This is a genomic window from Prescottella agglutinans (genome assembly GCF_004011865.1).
GTDB classification, from domain to species: domain Bacteria; phylum Actinomycetota; class Actinomycetes; order Mycobacteriales; family Mycobacteriaceae; genus Prescottella; species Prescottella agglutinans.
In genome coordinates this window covers 47,703-64,720 of record NZ_RKLP01000002.1, presented here as the reverse complement: position 1 = coordinate 64,720, position 17,018 = coordinate 47,703, and the positions used below count along the sequence as shown (strand labels likewise).

Sequence of the window (17,018 nt, the reverse complement as noted above, 5' to 3'; positions counted from 1 at the left end):
GGTAGTCCGAGGTCCGGACACCCTCGGTCGGTCCGGCGTCGGTGTCTCTGTCGCAGGGCGTTTTCCATAGGATCGGCGCGTGCCCGATTCAAGATCACCCAAGACCCGGGCGCGGGACGTCGACCGCGCGCAGACCTGCAGCCAGCTCGATGCCGCGTACGGCGACGGTCAGCTCGGCGTCGACGACTACGAGACGCGCACCGCGGCCGCGATGCACGCACAGACGCTCGGCGAGCTGTGGGCGCTCACCGAGGATCTGCAGGTCCCCGACGACCTTCGCGAGTCGCCGGAGCCGCCCGCCGACGAGGCTGGCCAGTCGCGCCGCCGTGGCCTCGTCCTGGCCGCGGTGCTCGTTGCGGCGGTGGTCTGCGGCATCGTCGTCTACCTGCTGTCCAGCAGTGCCGGCGGCGGTGGCCAGTCGACCGGTGCGTCGGGATCGACAGCTGCCCGGCCTGCGGCGGCAGGTGAACCGGACCCGATCGCGGTCGAGCCGATCGACCTGCACACCGCCGACGGCATCCGCGAGTTCGTGCGCTTGTTCGAACTGCAGTTCCACGACACGATCGCGGATGATGTCGATCTGTACCGTGACGATGCCCTCGTCGTGCGGATGGTTCCCAACCAGCCGCACCGGTACCTGCGGTGGCGGTTCAGTGGCGGGTTCGAGCAGTGGACCGACCTACCCGGTGTCCGGGATCGGGATCAGCAGACGGTCGACCTCACTGAGCTCGACGCCGACCGCATCGGTGCCCTCATCGCCGACGCGCCGCAGCAGGTGCGTCGGCCCAGCGGCCGCATCGATCTCGTCGCGATTCGCGCCTACGACGGCCGGCCACTCGTCACGGTGTACGTCGTGGACAACGACGAGTCCAAGGGGAGCGTGACCGCGACACTCGACGGTGAGGTCGTCGACGTCCAGACCGCAGAGCAGCGCTGACGATGGGGACCGACCGCCGCCGACGCACTACGGCCGTGCCGCTACGCGCTCGCGACATCGACCGGGCCGACGCCCGCGCCCTCCTCGACGCCGCCTACGAGACCGGGCAGTTGAGCCCCGACGAACACGGTGCGCGCGTCGAATCCGCCACCGCCGCGGCGACCCTCGACGAACTCGACCGGCTCGTCGGCGACCTACAGCTCACCGACGAGGTCGTCGGGAGAACACGGTTCACGCCACTTCCTCCGGATCCGCAGCCCGCGCCGACGACGTCCACTGCGTCGACCCCCGCCGCGGCGACGCCCCCGCAGCCCGCGCCACGGCGCCGCGCCGCGGTCCTGGCCGGGGCGGCACTCGTCGGTGGGCTGCTGTTCGTGACGCTGGTGGGCAAGACGCCCGACTCGGGAACGAACTGGGCGTCGCCCGAGACGTCGGACCGCAATGCGCTGTTCACGGTCGCGGGGTTCGGGCAGATGCTCGACGACATGGAGCGCGAGTTCGGTGACCTGGCCGTCGACCACATCACGATCTACCCCGACCGCGCCGAGATCGAACGGCCCATCTCCGGCAAGCCCGGCCAGGACCAGAGCTACTCCTACCGCATCACCGCCGGTACCGGAGAACTCACCGACCAGGGCACGACCTCACGTAGCAGTGACGCGACCCCCGACGATCTCGCCGAGCTTCGGCAGAACCTGCCGCGCGTGATCGGGCTGTTCTCCGGGGCGGACCGGACCCTGCGGGTCGAGAACCCGACCTCGGCGCACATGATCGTCGGAGCGAGCGGGCCGATCGTGGAGATGAACCTGACGAACGACGAGCAGGGCACCAGGGGCTACCTCAGCGTCGGGTTCGACGGGGTCATCCGCCGCATCCACCGATCGGACCAGTGAGCGCGGACCAGCTCAGGTGATGTCGCGGGTGCGGGTGACCCACCATCCGAGGCCGCCCGCCGCGGCGGCCCACAGCGCCAGGCACAGCAGGGAGACCGCCGTGCCGGGCTCCGACGTGAGCGCGCTCTCGTCGACGATGCCGATGAACGCGCTCACCGTGAGCGATCCGGGAAGCCACTGGCCGGCCGAACCGAGATGGAATCCGGCGAGGATGGCCCGGACGATTCCTTCGCCCATCACGTACCAGACGACGATCGTGACCGTGCTCGCGATGGACGACGCGGTCAGCAGCGCCAGTCCGGCACCGATGAGGGCCCACAGCATCGAGGCGACCAGTCCGACTGCCAGGACCGCCGTCATCTGGCCGTCGAGTCGGACGTCGTCCGACCCGGCGATCAGGAGCACCGGGACGCTGACGATCTCGATGGCGAGGCAGTACAGGATTCCGAAGAGCGCGCTGACCAGGAGCTTGGCGGCAACGACGCTGTCCCGGCCCCGCGTGGTGAGGAAGGTTGTCGTGATCGTGCTGTGGCGGTACTCGGTGCCGGCGTTGACGGCGCCGAACAGCGCCGAGAACACGAACACCAGCGCGAGCGCGACGAGGAGTCCGATGGCGCCGACGGCCGCTTGCACTTCGTCGTCGGCCTCGTCGGAGAGCCCGGAGATCAGCGGAAGGCTGATCGCACCGGAGAACAGACCGACGAGCAGCGGTGCGAGGCCCAGCGCCCACCAGTACTTGAGAGTGGTCACCTTGCGGAACTCGGACCGCAGCAGGTTCGTCATCACTGTCCGACTCCATTCGGTCCGGGGCCGTAGCCGGGTGGGGGCGCATAGCCGGGCGGCGGGCCGTAGCCGGGCGGCGGGCCGTAGCCGGGCGGCGGGCCGTAGCCCGGTGGCGGGCCGTACCCCGGCGGCGGGGGTCCGTACCCCGGCGGCGGACCGAAGTGTCCGGCCTGGCCGGTGGCGGCGGGCGCCGCGAACTGCCCCGACGTCATCGCGAGGAACACCTGCTCGAGGTCCACGTTCTCGGTGGTGGCGCCGAAGACGGTGATGTCGGCGTTCGCGGCGATCCGCCCGACGGTGGTCGGATCGGATCCGGCGATGCCGATGCGGCCGTCCGGGAGATGCTGGACGTCGGTGACGCCGGTGGAAGCGAGTTCCGTCGCCAGGCGCGCCGGGTCGGAGCAGGCCACGAGGAGTCGGGCGCGGTGGCTCGCGCGGAGTTGGTCCATCGAGCCCTGGTGGACGAGGACACCGCGGCTGACGACGACGAGGTGATCGATCATCTGCTCCACCTCTCGGAGCATGTGGCTCGAGATCAGCACGGTGCGACCCGATCGGGCGAAGCCGACGAGGAACTCGCGCAGCCAGGCGATGCCCTCGGGGTCGAGTCCGTTGGACGGTTCGTCGAGCACGAGAACCTGGGGATCACCGAGCATCGCCGTCGCGAGGATCAGGCGCTGTCGCATTCCCAGGGAGAACGTTCCGGCCTTGCGATCCGCGGCCTCCGACAGCCCCACGAGGTGCAACGCCTGCCGGGCGCGCTCGTCCGGTACGCCGATGGCCGACGTGTACACCCGCAGGTGGTCGAGCGCTGTGCGCTTCGGGTGGAGAGCACGGGAATCGAGCACCGCGCCGACCGCGCGGGCCGGTTCGGTGATGGCACCGAACGGGACCCCGAGCACGCTCGAATGTCCCGCAGTGGGCCGGACGAGGCCGAGCAGCATCCGCAGGGTCGTCGTCTTCCCGGACCCGTTGGGGCCGAGGAACCCGGTGATCGAACCCTGCGGAACCGTGAAGCTCAGATTCGACACGGCCTGAACCGATTTGAACTGTTTCGACAACCCGTGCGCCTGGATGGCGGCGGGTGGTCCCGCCGGTACACCCGTGGGCGGTACGGGTGGCATGCCTGAAGTCACTGATCCCCCTCGATGTCAGTCGAGTGAGAGTACCCGGGGGACCGGTCGGTTCGGGCTGCGCACCGTGGGACGCCGCGGCGGCGACCCCCGGTGCGCAGCCCGTCCGGCCTACTTCTGGAGCAGGGCCTCCATCTGGGCGATCTCGGCCTGCTGGGTCGTCACGATCTGCTGCGCCAACTGCCGGACCTGCTCGCTCTCACCGGTGTTCAGGATCTGTTCCGAACCGGCGACCGCGCCCTGGTGGTGCTCGATCATCATCTCGAGCCACATGCGATCGAACTCGGGTCCCTTCGCGTTCTCGAGGGACTGCATCTGTTCGGCGGTCATCATGCCGTGGCCGCCGCCCTCCATCCCGGGCATCCCCGACATCCCGGGCGCGCTCGTCATCGGCATGCCGGGCATGGTGCCGCCGTGGTCCATCCCGTCGTGGTCCGTGCCGCCGGCGGTGGTCTCGCCGTTCCCGGGCATGGGGACCTTGCTCGGTTCGGGCGCGCCCCACGCCTTCAGCCACCCCTCCATCTGTTCGATCTCGGGCGCCTGGGCCTGCTCGATCTGCGCGGCGAGCGCGACGACGTCGGGGTTGCTGCTGCGACTCGGGACGAGTTCGGCCATCTCGACCGCCTGCTCGTGGTGCGGAATCATCATCTGGACGTACGCCACGTCGGCCTCGTTGTGGGCGCCGCCCTGTTCGGCGGTGCCGGAGGCGTTCGCCGACGTCGTCACGGCGGTGCCGTTCGTGCCGTCGCCGGACTCGTCGTCCGCGCAACCGACGAGGAGGGTGACGGCCGCCGCGGCGGCACCGATGCTGACGAGCATTCGCTTGCTGTTCATGACCTGTGCTTTCTTCGTGGGTGATCCGAGGAACCGGACTGCGGCCGGAACGGCTCTGCGCCGCGCCGCAGTGGCCCTGTCACACCCGCAGGATGCACAGAGACGACAGGAATTCCGAGGTCGTCGGAACGAACGGGGGAGCGCGTCCGGCGCGCCGCGCGGGACCCGACGCGCGATGGACCCACACGTGCTGCGCCCGGGCGGTTCTCAACAGCACCCACACCGCGAGGGTGAGTGTCGCGGCCAGCAACACGGCCAGGCACACGTGGAAGCCGAGGTGGTCGGTCGGGTGGTCGGGTGCGGGGGCCGGATCCATCGGTGATGCGGCGCCGCCGGTCGCGTGTTCGGAGCCGTGGTGGCCGACGGCGGCAACCGGGCCGAGGGGTGCCGTGGTCACGTGGTGCATCGCGAGGACGCCGAACGCGAGGGCACACAGCGCCGCGAAGCGAGTGATCGACGCTCGCACCTGCCCGGCCATGGGTTCAACTGTACCGACCGGGACGACGCCTTCAGCCGTCCAGGAACGGCAGTACCTCGGCGAGGAACTCGCTGGGACAGTCCAGTTGCGGGCAGTGTCCGCAACTGGGGATGATCGCGACCCGACGGTCCGTGGTGGTGGTGATTCGCCGGGCCGCCCGCGCCGGCGTGAGCAGGTCGTTCGCGCCCCACAGCAACAGCGCCGGCACCGTGAGGGCGTCGATCATCGCCGGGATCGGTAGGTCCGCGATCTCCCGGATGACGACGCGGCCGATCGCCAGCAGGTCGGCCACCTGCCGCTTGGTCGCGTAGTGCTGCGTGTAGTCGGCGCGCACGCGGGCGTCCGCGCGACGAGGATGCCGCAGCGCGGCGCCCGCGTACATCGCGCCGATCATCTGTTGGACGTACCGGTCGGGGACCGGCCCGGCGAGCACGCGCGCCATCCGGTCCATGCGCAGTTCCGTACCGCGCGTCCACGATCGGGGGATCCGGGAGATGCCCGGCATGTCGGACAGGACGACGTCGGCGACGCGGTCCGGGCGGGCCGACGCCCACGCGAGTGCGGTGACCGCGCCGAGCGAGTTGCCGATCACGCTGACCGGGCCGGGTTCGTCGTCGGTGAGCGCGCTGAGGGTCTCGACGTACCCGTCGATGAGCGGTTCCCGCCAGGTGCCCGCGCTGCGCCCGAATCCGGGCAGGTCCACCACGAGCACCCGGAAGTGCCGGGCCAGTGTCGGCGTCACCTTCTGCCAGGTGCCGCCGTGGTCCGAATAGCCGTGCAGCAGAACGACGGTGCGTCCGCCGGATCCGGCGGACAGGACGTGGGGACCTTCGAAACTGTCGGTGCGCACGGCGACGTCCTCTCGTCGGGTGGACCGGTCAGGACCGGACGCTGCGCGGCTCGCTCGGTGGCGGGACGACGTGCAGCCGGGCCCGGCTGTCGGTCGTGGCGACTCGATCCGGCCAGACCGCCGGGGCCGGGCCGAACGCTTCACGTGCATTGTCGATGACTCCGCGGCCGATCGCACGGTTTCCGGCTCCGCCGATCACCGCACCGACCCCGGCCGGGAGCAGTTTGCCCAGGATGAGGGCGCTGCGCTTCGCGGCGTACTTCGTGACGAACTTGCGTACGAGGGAGCTGTTCATCGCCCGCATGGTCCCGGGCGGGATCCGGCCCGTGACGAGTCGCGCCCAGTTGGTCGCGGTCAGGCCGGTTGCGCGCTCGACGATCTCCATGCCGGATTCGCCCAGGGCGACGGCGAGGACGAGCGCACGGCGTTGCTGATGGTCGTGCGGGGAGATGCCGTGGACGGAGGCGACCGCGAGCGTCAGGAGCGCCGACGCCTCCAGGAAGAACGCGGTCTCGGCGCCGACCGCGGCGATCGACGCCGCGGTCCCGACTGCCGGCACCGCCGCTGCGGCGCCGACCGCGCTGCCGCTGCTGGTCACCGCGGTCAGGAACATCTTCTCCATGCGCTCGACGATCTGTGCGGGCGTGTCGTCGGGGTGCGCCCGCCGCACCCGCTCGACGTACTTCGAGACGGCCGGCGCCTGCAGCCGGCTCGCGTTGTCGAGCACGGAGACGATCGTCGATTCGATCCGCCCCTGCTTCTCGGCCATCCCAGTCCTCATCTCGGTATCCCGGTCCCGGCACGCGGGCGGTCGCTCCGTATCCGACTATATGGAAACCGGGTCCACGACTCCGGAATTCCCAGGCAGGGCTGCATTGCCGCGGATAGGCTGGTGCAGTCCGCGACTCCGAGGCACTGGTGCAGTCCACGACTGCGAGGCACTGGTGCAGTCCACGACTGCGAGGCAGGTGAGCGACATGGGTGGTACCACCAGGGTGTGGCCGGCACTGCAGTACGCGAATGCGCGGGCGGCGATCGTGTTCCTCGTCGAGGCGTTCGGCTTCGAGGAGAAGGCGATCTACGGCGAGGGCGATCGGGTCGATCACGCGGAACTCGGGTGGCCGGGCGGCGGGGGCGTGATGCTCGGCTCGGTGCGGCCGGACTCGGTGCTGGCGGATCTGCCCGCCGGTGTCGGCGCGGTCTACCTCGTCACCGACGATCCGGACGGCCTCTACACCCGCGCGGTGGACGCCGGCGCGGTGGTGGTCAAGGGGCTCGTCGACGAGGACTTCGGTTCCCGCGGCTTCACGTGTCGCGACCCGGAGGGCGTGTACTGGAGCTTCGGGACGTACGCCGGCGAATAGACGGGTCAGTCGCGCCGGGTGGTGGCCCAGTGTGACAGCGGCACAACCTCTTCCGGTCGCGGCGGGTGCGGGGGCGTGCCGCTGCCGAAGGGGCGGCCGCCGAGCACCTCCCGGTTGTGCGGCTCGAGCCAGTGCGACAGGTCCGGCCCCTTGGGCACGATCTGCGTCGGATTGATGTCCTTGTGGACGATGTAGTAGTGCTGCTTGATGTGGGTGAAGTCGATCGTGTCCCCGAATCCGGGGGTCTGGAACAGGTCCCGCGCGTAGTTCCACAACACCGGCATCTCCGACAGCTTGCTCCGGTTGCACTTGAAGTGCCCGTTGTAGACGGCATCGAACCGGGCCAGCGTCGTGAACAGGCGGACGTCGGCCTCGGTGATGGTGTCGCCCACCAGGAACCGCTGGGTCGACAGTCGCTCGGTCAGCCAGTCGAGGCGCTCGAACAGTCGGTCGTAGGCGGTGTCGTACGCGTCCTGTGAACCGGCGAAGCCGCACCGGTAGACGCCGTTGTTGACGTCTCGGAACACCAGTTCCGCGACCTCGTCGATCTCACCGCGCAGGTCCTCCGGGTACAGGTCAGGCGCGCCGTCGCGGTGGAACTCCTTCCACTCGGTCGACAGGTCCAGCGTGATCTGGGCGAAGTCGTTGGTGACCACCTGACCGGTCGCGATCTCGACGATGGCCGGCACCGTGATGCCGCGGGGGTAGCCGGGGAAGCGGGCGAAGTACGCGTCCTGCAGTCGCGGGATCTTCAGCACGGGGTCGACTCCGCCGGGATCGAGGTCGAAGGTCCAGCTGCGTTCGTCGTGGGTGGGCCCGCAGATGCCCATGGACAGAACGTCTTCCAAGCCGAGGAGGCGGCGCACGATGATCGCGCGGTTGGCCCACGGGCAGGCGCGGGCGACGATCAGGCGATACCGGCCGGGCTCGACGGGGTAGCCGTCCCGTCCGTCGGCGGTGATGCGCGTCGGAATGTAGTTCATGTCCCGGGTGAACTCCTCGCCCGGTTCGACGAAGGTGGCGCCGGCGTCCGTCGATCGGGGACCGTCGTCGGTGTCGGTCGTGCGTTCCGTGCCGTCGTCACTCATCGCGCATCAGCTCCGTGTGTCGCTCCCTCTCACACGGTACTGGGCGCCACCGCGATCGACACGTACGTTCCGAGTTCCTCGTACCCGAGGCCGGCCGCCAGCCGCCGGGACGCGACGTTGTCCCGATGGGCCCGCCACTGCGGGATCAACCCCGCGTCGAGGGCGTCGTTGGTGGCGAGGCGGGTGGCGGTGGCACCGAATCCGCGTCGGCGGGCGCGCGGCGCGGTGAGCGCACCCATGTCCGCGATGATCCCCTGCCATTCCGCGTACCCGGCCGATGCGAGCGGACGGTGCGCGTCGTCGACGACGGTGAACCAGTTCGCCTTGTCGCCGAGACCGGCCTCGGCGACGTCGTCGGGCGGGCACGCGGCCTGGAGTTCGAGGACGTGTTCGAACTCGTGCGAGACCAGGGGTTCCTCGACGGCGATGCCCTTGCCGAAGTCGCCGGCCCAGCCCAGCTCGACGGGTCCGGAGCTGCGGCCGGAATGGTCCTTCGCGAGCGCGAGCAGCCCACCGGATCGGGTGAGCTCCTCGTCGGAACGCGACTGTGCGCGTTCCACGGCCCAGGCGGGGCCGACCAGCGCGCAGGCGCCCGCGATCGTCACGAAGCGAATGCGGCCGTCCGAGTCGTCGACCCGGACGGGGCGGACCCCGGGATCGTCGAGGGCACGATCGGGGAGGCCGAGTTCCCGCGCCCACGCGAGCCGGATGATGTCGATCTGATGGCCGTCCACGTGGTCAACGGTAGTGCCGCGGTCGGGTCGGGACGCCGCCCGGATCCGTTCGGCGAGCATCGACTCGCCGCGGGCGGGGGTACCGTCGAGTCAGCAGGGGCGCGAGAAAGCGTGGCGGTCCATGTCAGCAGCCGTACGAAGCAGAATCGGGAATCTTCCCTCCGCGCTGACGACGTTCGTCGGACGCCGCCGCGAGGTGACGGCGGCCAAGCGATTGCTCTCCGGGTCCCGACTGGTGACGTTGACCGGCATCGGCGGAGTGGGCAAGACGCGGCTCGCGCTCGAGGTCGCCGGGGACGTGCAGCGCGACTTCCCGGACGGCGCGTGGCTCGTCGAGTTGGCGGAGGTGCACGAGCCGGATCTGGTTCCGGACACCGTCGGAGCGGTGTTCGGGCTGCACGACATGGCGACCCGTTCGCCGATGGACCTGTTGGTCGAGCATCTCGCCGGCCGCGACCTCCTGCTGGTTCTCGACAACTGCGAGCACTTGGTGGGGGCGGCCGCGAGACTCGTCGACGAGTTGCTGCGCGAATGCCCGGGGCTGCGTGTCCTCGCGACGAGCCGCGAGGCACTGGGCGTGGGCGGGGAGGCGCTGCTCCTGGTCCACCCGCTACCCGTGCCGGATCCGGCGTCGCTGCCCGCGCTGGAGGCGCTGCCGCGATACGAATCGGTGACGCTGTTCGTCGAGCGAGCCCGCGCCGCCGTCCAGGATTTCGTTGTCACCGAGGACAACCGGAAGGCGATAGCCCGGATCTGTCAGCGGCTCGACGGGCTCCCGCTGCCGATCGAGCTGGCGGCCGCGCGGATGCGGGCGCTGTCGGCGGAGCAACTCCTGGAGCGGCTCACCGATCGCTTCCGGCTGCTCACCGCGGGCAGCCGGGTGGCACCGTCCCGTCAGCAGACGCTGCGCCTGAGCGTCGACTGGAGCTACGACCTCTGCACCCCCGAAGAGCGCCGGTTGTGGAGTCGGTTGTCGGTGTTCTCCGGAGGCTTCGAACTGGACGCCGTCGAAGGCATCTGTCCACACGCGGTCGGGACGGGCGCCGTGCTGGATCTGGTGGCCTCGCTGCTCGACAAGTCGATCCTCACCGTCGAGGAATCGGGTTCCGTGCTGCGGTACGGGATGCTCGAGACGCTGCGCGACTACGGCCTGGAGAAGCTCGACGAGGTGGGTGAGCGCACGGAGTGCCGGCGTCGGCACCGGGACTGGTACCTCGGTCTCGCCGAGCGTGCCGACGCGGATTGGATCGGTCCGCATCAGGTGGAGTGGATCACCCGGCTCACCCGCGAGACGGCGAACCTGCGCGACGCGCTCGAGTTCTGTGCGGGCGAGCCGGGGGAGGGAGCGCGCGGCGTCCGGCTGGCGAACGCACTGTTTCCGTTCTGGTTCTGTCGGGGGAACTTCGGCGAGGCCCGGCGCTGGTTCGACCGCGCGTTCGCGGCATCGGACCCGCAGCCGGTGCCGGTGCGCGTGCTGGCGCTGAGCGTCGCCAGCCAACTCGCGGGGATGCAGGAGGACTTCGCGGCGGGAGCCGAACTCGTCGGGGAGGCGGAGCGACTCGCGGGGCTCATGGGGGATTCGGTGACCGACGCGATGGTGGCCCAGGCCGCCGGTCGGCAGGCGCTGTACCGCGGCGAGTTGGGGAGGGCGCTCGAGCTTCTGGACAGCTCGCTGGCACCGTTCCGGGAGGCGGGGGACGTCCACCGGTTGATCTGGGCGCTGCAGGCCGCCGGACTGGTCTGCGGCATGACCGGCGACGTGATGCGCGCCCAGGCCTGCCACGAGGAGGTCCTGGCGATCACCGAGGCGCGCGGCGAGCGCGAGTACCGCGCCCGGGCGATGTACCTGCTGTCCCTGACGCTGTGGCGGCAGGGCAATCGCGGTCGGGCCTCCGAACTGTTCACCGAGGCGCTGCAGCTGACCCGGTCGGTGGGCGACCACTTCGCGGGCGCCGGATGTCTCGAGTCGCTGGCGTGGGGTGCGGCCGCCGCTCGGCACGGTGAGCGGGCCGCGGTCCTGTCCGGCGCGGCGGAGGCGCTCCGGCACGGGATGGGCGTGCCGCCGGTCCTGATCCCGACCATGCTGGCGTGCCACCAGGAGTGCCGTCGGCTGTGCCGCCGGATCCTCGGTGACCGCGCGTTCGAGGCGGCGTTCGCGAAGGGCGCGGCACTCGATTTCGTCGACGCCGTCGACTACGCCCTCGGTCGCGGGGACGGCGCCGGCCTCTCGCGGTCCGAGATGGACGCCCCGACCGCGCCCATGCGGATCGTGCGGCCGTCCGCCGAGACGACGGCGCTGACCCGCCGCGAACGCCAGGTCGCGGAACTCGTCGCCGACGGCCTCACGAACCGGGAGATCGCCGAGGCCCTGGTGATCTCGCAGCGGACGGCGGAGGGGCACGTCGAGCGGGTGCTCGCCAAACTCGGGTTCGGCTCGCGCACCCAGATCGCGGCGTGGGTCGTCGCCCACCGCCACGAGCCGTCGTCCTGAGCTGCGGAGACGGACCGCCCGCAGGGGCGATGTGGCGCGCAACACGTATGCAAACGGGTAGTTCTACCGTCGCGCGGGCCGGGTACGAACGGCGACGCTGTGAGCGTCCCTTCCCGACCACGCGAGACGAGGCCCCCGATGCGCCGACAGCCGCAGTTCCACCCGACGATCGATCCGCGGTCGAGCGTGGACCCGTCGTGGCGGGAACTGGACGTCGACGGACTGGCCGTTCCGTACGCTACGGCCGGGCGTGGCCGACCGGTCGTGTTCCTGCACGGCTTCGGCCTCACCCATCGCACGTACGCGGGGGCGATCGGCCGGTTGGCCGGGGCCGGGGTGCGCGTCTACGCCCCCGCGCTGCCGGGCTTCGGAGGCACCGGCGCGCTGTCCGCGCGCAGTCACGGGTTCGGTGGATACGCGCAGTGGGTCGGCCGGTTCCTGGATGCGGTCGGTGTCGACGAACCGATCACCGTCGTCGGTCATTCGTTCGGCGGCGGGGTGGCGCTCGCGTCCGCGCACGCCCTCGGCGACCGGGTGTCGGACCTGGTCCTGGTCAACTCCGTCGGCGGCGGCGCATGGGCCCCGGACGGGATCGTGCGCGAGATCCGCCACCGGCCGTTGTGGCGGTGGGGTGCGTCCGCGGCCGTCGACGCGGTCCTGACCGGGACGCCGGTGTCCGCGATCGCGTCGATCGCCGGCGACGCGCTGCGCAACGTCGTCCGCGACCCGGCGGCGCTGTGGCGGATCGGGGAACTGGCCCGGACGGCGGACCTGCGCGCCGAGGCGTCGGCGATCGCCGATCGCGGCGTGCCGACCGCGCTGCTGTGGAGTCGCGGCGACACCTTCATCCCCCGCGCCAGCTTCGAATCGCTCCGCACCGCGCTGCGCGACCCGCACGTGCACCGGGTCGCCGGCTGCCACGGCTGGCTGATCGGCGACCCGGACGCGTTCGGCCGGGCGGTCACCGAGATCCTCGGCTCGGCGACCGCCCGCGCCGCCTGACGGTTACAGCCCCAGGTCGCGGCCGATGAGTTCCTTCATGATCTCGTTCGAGCCCGCCCAGATCTTCGTCACGCGCGCGTCCATCCAGGCGCGGGCCGCGCGGTACTCCTTCATGAAGCCGTAGCCGCCGTGCAGCTGGACGCAGTGGTCCAGGATCTCGTTCTGCACCTGCGCGCTCCACCACTTGGCCTTCGCGGCGTCGATGGCGGTGAGCTCGCCGGCGTCGTGCGCGGCGACGCAGTTGTCGACGTACGCCTGCGCGACCTCGAGCTTGGTGACCAGCTCCGCGATGAGGAACTTGTTCCACTGCATCTGGCCGATCGGCTGCCCGAACGCCTTGCGCTCCTTGGCGTACTCGATGGTCTCCTCGAGGATCGGGCGGGCGTGCGCGAGGTTCGCGACCGCGGCGCCGATCCGCTCCTGCGGCAGCAGCTGCATCATGTGGATGAAGCCGCCGTCGAGCTCGCCGATCATGTTGGCGCTCGGCACCCGGACGTTGTCGAAGAACAGCTCGGCGGTGTCGGACTCGGGCTGGCCCACCTTGTCGAGCTTGCGGCCGCGCTCGAAGCCCTCGGTGCCGGCCTCGATCGCGAACAGCGTGATGCCGCGCGCCTTCTTCTCCGGGCTCGTGCGGGTCGCGACGATCACCAGGTCGGCGCTGTAGCCGTTGGTGATGAAGGTCTTCGAGCCGTTGATGATCCAGTCGTCGCCGTCGCGCACCGCGGTGGTCTTCAGCGCCGCCAGGTCGGAGCCGCCGGACGGTTCGGTCATGCCGATTGCAGTGACCATCTCGCCGGTGCAGAACTTGGGTAGCCACCGCTCCTTCTGCTCGTCGGTGGTGAGCTTGACGAGGTACGGCGCGACGATGTCGTAGTGGATGCCCAGGCAGGAGCTGAACGCGGCGCTCGCGCGGGCGAGTTCCTCGCCGAGGACCGCATTGAAGCGGTAGTCGCCCGCCTCGCTGCCGCCGTACTGTTCGGGCACCTCGAGGCCGAGGAATCCGTTGCGTCCGGCCTCGAGCCACACCTCCCGGTCGATGTACCGCTGCTCGATCATCTTCTCCTGATGCGGCATCACGAAGCGGTTCACGAACTCGCGGGCGGATTCGCGGAACGCCTCGTGATCAGGGCCGTACAGGGTGCGCTTCATCCCAAACCTCCGGTGTGGTGTCACTCGTCCCGAGCGAGCATACTCACGAGTAACTTGGTGCCGGTCCGGTGCGCCACGGCCGTGCGACGGACGCCGGCTGTGGCACGCTGTCGCCATGGCTGCAGAGTCCTCCGGGTCCGCGGGCCCCACCCGCCTCGAGCGTGTCACCACCGACGGCGGCGCCGAGATCGCGATCCTCACGCTGGCGCACGGACCGTTGAACCTGTTCGACCAGGCCATGTTCGACGCCGTCGTCGCCGACATCGCCGAACTCGTGGCGCGGCCGCCGCGGGCGGTGCTGCTGCGGGCCGAGGGCAAGGTGGTCTCCGGTGGCGTCGACGTCCACGTGTTCGACGGCCTCACCCCGGAGCAGGGTGCCGAGCTGTGGGAGTCGCTGTTCGCGCGGATCTGCCACCCGCTCGAGGCGCTGCCGTGCCCGGTCGTGTTCGCGGCGCACGGACTCACGCTCACCGCGGCGTTCGAGATCGCCCTCGCGTGCGACATCGTCGTCGCCGCGCCCGGCGCCCGGTTCGGGCTGGTGGAGACGGTCGTCGGGCTGACGCCGTCGATGGGCGGTCCGCAGCGGCTCGCCGAGCGGGCGGGGTCCGGGCGGGCCCGCGAGTTGGTGATGACCGCCGACCTGTACGACGCCGCGACGCTGCACGAGTGGGGTGTCGTCAACTACGTGCACGAGGACGTCGACGGAGAGGCGCGGGCCCTGGTCGCGAGGCTCGCGGACGGCCCCACCCGCGCGCACGCCGCGACCAAGCGAATCGTCGCGGCGTGGCGGTCGGGCGGTGTCGCGCACGCCGACTCGGTGACCCCGGAGGTGTCGGGCGCGCTGTTCGGTACCGACGACCTGCGCGGCGCGGTGCGCAGTTTCCTCGCCACCGGGCCCGGGCACGCGACGTACACCGGGCGATAACGCGGCGCCGACCGGGCGGTTCGCTCGGCGTTTGTGTGACGGGGGTCATATAGTCGGGGCCAAACCGACTCGGTGGAGGTGGCTATGGCGTCGCTGCTCGAGTACCCCGTCGCGACCGATCGATCGCGTGGCGACCGGATGGTGCGCTGCGCCGACGGGCTGCTGCACTACTCCGGACTCACCTCGTGCCTCACCGAACTCCTCGACATCGCGGCGCACCGCTACGCGGGGCGTGAGGCCGTCGTCGACGCCGCCGCCGGTGCGCGGCTGACGTACGCGCAGCTGTGGACGTCGGCGTCCCGGGTCGCCGGGGGTCTGCTCGATCGGGGTGTCGGCATCGGGGACCGCGTCGCGATCCGGCTGCCGAACGGGGCGCAGTGGGTGCAAGCGTTCCTCGGTGTGCTGCTCGCGGGTGGTGTGCCGGTGCCCGTCCACCCCGGACACCCGGATGCGACGCTCCGGCACATCCTGGCGGACAGCGGCAGCGACCCGGTACTCGACGGGGATCTGCCCGCGGGTACCCCGTTCATCGACGACGGTGCGGCACTGAGTGATTCGGCGCTGCTCTTCTACACCGGCGGCACGACGGGGCTGCCCAAGGGCGTCGAACTCTCTCACGAGAACGTGCTGTCCACGATCGAGGCCGTGTGCCGGTCGTGGGGTGCCGACGCGGAAGGCGTCCGGCATGCCGTCGCGCTGCCGCTGAGTTCGGCGGCGGTGTGCGTGCTGCAGTTGCTCCCCGCCCTGGTGTCCGGTGGCACCGTGGTCGTCGCGGCCGAGTTCGACGCCGAGACCCTGCAACACGTCATCGATGTCGAAGGCGTCGAACGGCTTTCGGCCCCGGGATGGTTGTGTCGCGAACTGGCCCGCGTGTCGGCCGCCGACACCGGATCGCTGCGGCTCCTCGCGCTGGACGACGAACTCGTGTCGGCGGCGACACTGGACCGACTGCACCGCCGGTTCCCGGCCGCCGACATCGTCTCGGGCTGGGGGATGACCGAGACCGGCGGCGCCGGCATGGTGCTGCGGACGGGCCCGGTATCGGGTCGGCTCGAACTACCGCATGGCGGAATGGAGTTCGCGGTCTGCGGCCCCGAGATCGATGCGGGTGTCGGGGAGCTGTGGTGTCGCGGACCGAGCGTGATGCGCGGGTACTGGGGCGATCCGGCGGGAACGGCCCGCACCACCGCCGGGGGCTGGCTGCACACCGGGGACGTCGTCCGGATCGGCCCGGCGGGGGACTTCCGGTTCGTCGGCCGCGCCGCCGACGCGGTCGAGATACCCCGCGGCGTCGTCTACAGCCGCGAGATCGAGGACGCGCTGCTCGACTGCCCCGGCGTGGACGAGGCCGTCGCGGTGGGGGTGATGACGCCCCGTGGCCCCGATCTCGGCGTGGTCGTCGTGCCGGAACCGGGCGTCGAACTGCGACTCGACGCGGTCCGTGATTTCCTCGACGCACCTCTCGGACACCGTCTGCCGCGCCGGCTCTGTGCGAGCGCGGCGGCGTTGCCGCGGGGTGCCACCGGACGAGTCGACCGACGGTCGGTCCGTTCGTGGCTGGAGAATGCCTGTACCACGACGAAGGGAAGTGCCGATGTCGGATGAGGTTCTGCTCGAACGGCGTGACCGCGTGCTGGTGATCACGATCAACCGCCCGGACGCGCGCAACGCGATCAACGGCGCGGTCAGCCGGGGGCTCGCCGCCGCCGTCGACGAGCTGGACGCCGACGCCGGGCTGTCGCTCGCGATCCTCACCGGTGCGGGCGGGAACTTTTGCGCGGGAATGGATCTCAAGGCGTTCGTGGCGGGCGAGAACGTCGTGGTGCCCGGCAAGGGGCTCGGTTTCACGGAGGCGCCGCCGCGCAAACCGATCATTGCGGCGGTGGAGGGCTACGCACTCGCCGGCGGCACCGAACTCGTCCTCGCCACCGACCTGGTCGTGGCGTCGCGGACGGCGAAGTTCGGGATTCCCGAGGTCAAGCGGGGGCTCGCGGCGGGTGCGGGCGGCCTGCTGCGTCTGCCCCGTCGGATCCCGTACCAGAAGGCGATGGAGTACGCCCTGACCGGTGACTCGTTCACCGCGGAAGAGGCCGCGGCGTACGGGTTCGTCAACACGCTGACCGAGCCGGGCGGGGCGCTCGCGGGCGCGCTCGCCCTGGCCGAGCGCATCACGGCCAACGGGCCGCTCGCGGTCGCGAAGACCAAGGAGGTTATCGTCCAGTCCGGGCAATGGGCCGACGACGAGGCGTTTGCGCGCCAGTTCGAGATCATCGGACCGGTGTTCGGCTCGGAGGACGCGCGCGAGGGTGCAACCGCGTTCGCGGAGAAGCGTGCGCCGGTATGGAAGGGACGCTGAG

At 70.9% G+C, this 17,018-nt stretch carries 17 protein-coding genes; 8 read left to right on the top strand and 9 right to left on the bottom strand.

Annotated elements, in window-relative coordinates; genetic code table 11:
* Positions 1–79 precede the first annotated feature (79 nt).
* Together EGT67_RS04260 and EGT67_RS04255 are read left to right on the top strand one after the other, a co-directional pair.
* The gene (locus tag EGT67_RS04260; protein ID WP_127914825.1) at positions 80–937 is read left to right on the top strand and encodes a DUF1707 SHOCT-like domain-containing protein; all 858 of its coding nucleotides are present in this window, start codon (positions 80–82) and stop codon (positions 935–937) included.
* A gap of 35 nt (positions 938–972) precedes the next feature.
* Positions 973–1,830 (top strand): DUF1707 SHOCT-like domain-containing protein, encoded by an 858-nt coding sequence (locus EGT67_RS04255; protein ID WP_164877483.1) that lies wholly within the window; start codon positions 973–975, stop codon positions 1,828–1,830.
* A gap of 12 nt (positions 1,831–1,842) precedes the next feature.
* Here the strand turns inward: EGT67_RS04255 and EGT67_RS04250 are convergent, their stop codons facing one another.
* The 6 genes from EGT67_RS04250 to EGT67_RS04225 form a co-directional block, all read right to left on the bottom strand.
* Positions 1,843–2,613, bottom strand: a complete 771-nt coding sequence (locus tag EGT67_RS04250; RefSeq protein ID WP_127914823.1) for an ABC transporter permease — start codon at positions 2,611–2,613, stop codon at positions 1,843–1,845.
* Positions 2,613–3,737 (bottom strand): ABC transporter ATP-binding protein, encoded by a 1,125-nt coding sequence (locus EGT67_RS04245; RefSeq protein WP_127914822.1) that lies wholly within the window; start codon positions 3,735–3,737, stop codon positions 2,613–2,615. The genes EGT67_RS04250 and EGT67_RS04245 overlap by 1 nt, the downstream gene beginning before the upstream one ends.
* A gap of 120 nt (positions 3,738–3,857) precedes the next feature.
* Positions 3,858–4,580 (bottom strand): DUF305 domain-containing protein, encoded by a 723-nt coding sequence (locus EGT67_RS04240; RefSeq protein ID WP_127914821.1) that lies wholly within the window; start codon positions 4,578–4,580, stop codon positions 3,858–3,860.
* A gap of 79 nt (positions 4,581–4,659) precedes the next feature.
* Positions 4,660–5,058 (bottom strand): DUF6153 family protein, encoded by a 399-nt coding sequence (locus EGT67_RS04235; protein ID WP_127914820.1) that lies wholly within the window; start codon positions 5,056–5,058, stop codon positions 4,660–4,662.
* A gap of 31 nt (positions 5,059–5,089) precedes the next feature.
* Complete coding sequence (locus EGT67_RS04230; protein ID WP_206612308.1) at positions 5,090–5,908, bottom strand: alpha/beta fold hydrolase; 819 nt, start codon at positions 5,906–5,908, stop codon at positions 5,090–5,092.
* 28 nt (positions 5,909–5,936) lie between these two features.
* Positions 5,937–6,677, bottom strand: a complete 741-nt coding sequence (locus EGT67_RS04225; protein WP_127915289.1) for a hypothetical protein — start codon at positions 6,675–6,677, stop codon at positions 5,937–5,939.
* Between the two features lie 208 nt (positions 6,678–6,885).
* Between EGT67_RS04225 and EGT67_RS04220 the strand changes: the two genes are divergently transcribed.
* A complete protein-coding gene (locus EGT67_RS04220) occupies positions 6,886–7,272 on the top strand; it encodes a VOC family protein (protein ID WP_127914818.1) in 387 nt (128 codons plus the stop codon).
* 5 nt (positions 7,273–7,277) lie between these two features.
* Here EGT67_RS04220 and EGT67_RS04215 read toward each other — a convergent pair whose 3' ends face one another.
* Both EGT67_RS04215 and EGT67_RS04210 read right to left on the bottom strand, forming a co-directional pair.
* Positions 7,278–8,255 carry a glutathione S-transferase family protein gene (locus EGT67_RS04215; RefSeq protein WP_241565914.1) on the bottom strand — a complete coding sequence of 326 codons (978 nt, stop codon included), beginning with the start codon at positions 8,253–8,255 and terminating at the stop codon, positions 7,278–7,280.
* Positions 8,256–8,389: 134 nt separating this feature from the next.
* Entirely contained in the window at positions 8,390–9,094 is a 705-nt protein-coding gene (locus EGT67_RS04210) for a GNAT family N-acetyltransferase (protein ID WP_164877482.1), read from the bottom strand.
* Between the two features lie 121 nt (positions 9,095–9,215).
* On the opposite strand from EGT67_RS04210, the gene EGT67_RS04205 reads away from it, so the two are divergent.
* Both EGT67_RS04205 and EGT67_RS04200 read left to right on the top strand, forming a co-directional pair.
* On the top strand, positions 9,216–11,585 hold the full coding sequence (locus EGT67_RS04205; protein WP_127914815.1) for an ATP-binding protein: 2,370 nt from the start codon (positions 9,216–9,218) through the stop codon (positions 11,583–11,585).
* 138 nt (positions 11,586–11,723) lie between these two features.
* Positions 11,724–12,587 carry an alpha/beta fold hydrolase gene (locus tag EGT67_RS04200; protein ID WP_127914814.1) on the top strand — a complete coding sequence of 288 codons (864 nt, stop codon included), beginning with the start codon at positions 11,724–11,726 and terminating at the stop codon, positions 12,585–12,587.
* Between the two features lie 3 nt (positions 12,588–12,590).
* On the opposite strand, the gene EGT67_RS04195 is transcribed toward EGT67_RS04200, so the two are convergent.
* Positions 12,591–13,736 carry an acyl-CoA dehydrogenase family protein gene (locus EGT67_RS04195; protein ID WP_127914813.1) on the bottom strand — a complete coding sequence of 382 codons (1,146 nt, stop codon included), beginning with the start codon at positions 13,734–13,736 and terminating at the stop codon, positions 12,591–12,593.
* Positions 13,737–13,851: 115 nt separating this feature from the next.
* Here EGT67_RS04195 and EGT67_RS04190 point away from each other — a divergent pair, with 115 nt between their 5' ends.
* The 3 genes from EGT67_RS04190 (at position 13,852) to EGT67_RS04180 (ending at position 17,017) form a co-directional block, all read left to right on the top strand.
* Positions 13,852–14,661 (top strand): enoyl-CoA hydratase/isomerase family protein, encoded by an 810-nt coding sequence (locus EGT67_RS04190; protein WP_127914812.1) that lies wholly within the window; start codon positions 13,852–13,854, stop codon positions 14,659–14,661.
* A gap of 84 nt (positions 14,662–14,745) precedes the next feature.
* On the top strand, positions 14,746–16,266 hold the full coding sequence (locus EGT67_RS04185; protein WP_127914811.1) for a class I adenylate-forming enzyme family protein: 1,521 nt from the start codon (positions 14,746–14,748) through the stop codon (positions 16,264–16,266).
* Entirely contained in the window at positions 16,256–17,017 is a 762-nt protein-coding gene (locus tag EGT67_RS04180) for a crotonase/enoyl-CoA hydratase family protein (RefSeq protein ID WP_127914810.1), read from the top strand. Before EGT67_RS04185 ends, EGT67_RS04180 begins: the two co-directional genes overlap by 11 nt.
* Position 17,018: the final 1 nt, after the last annotated feature.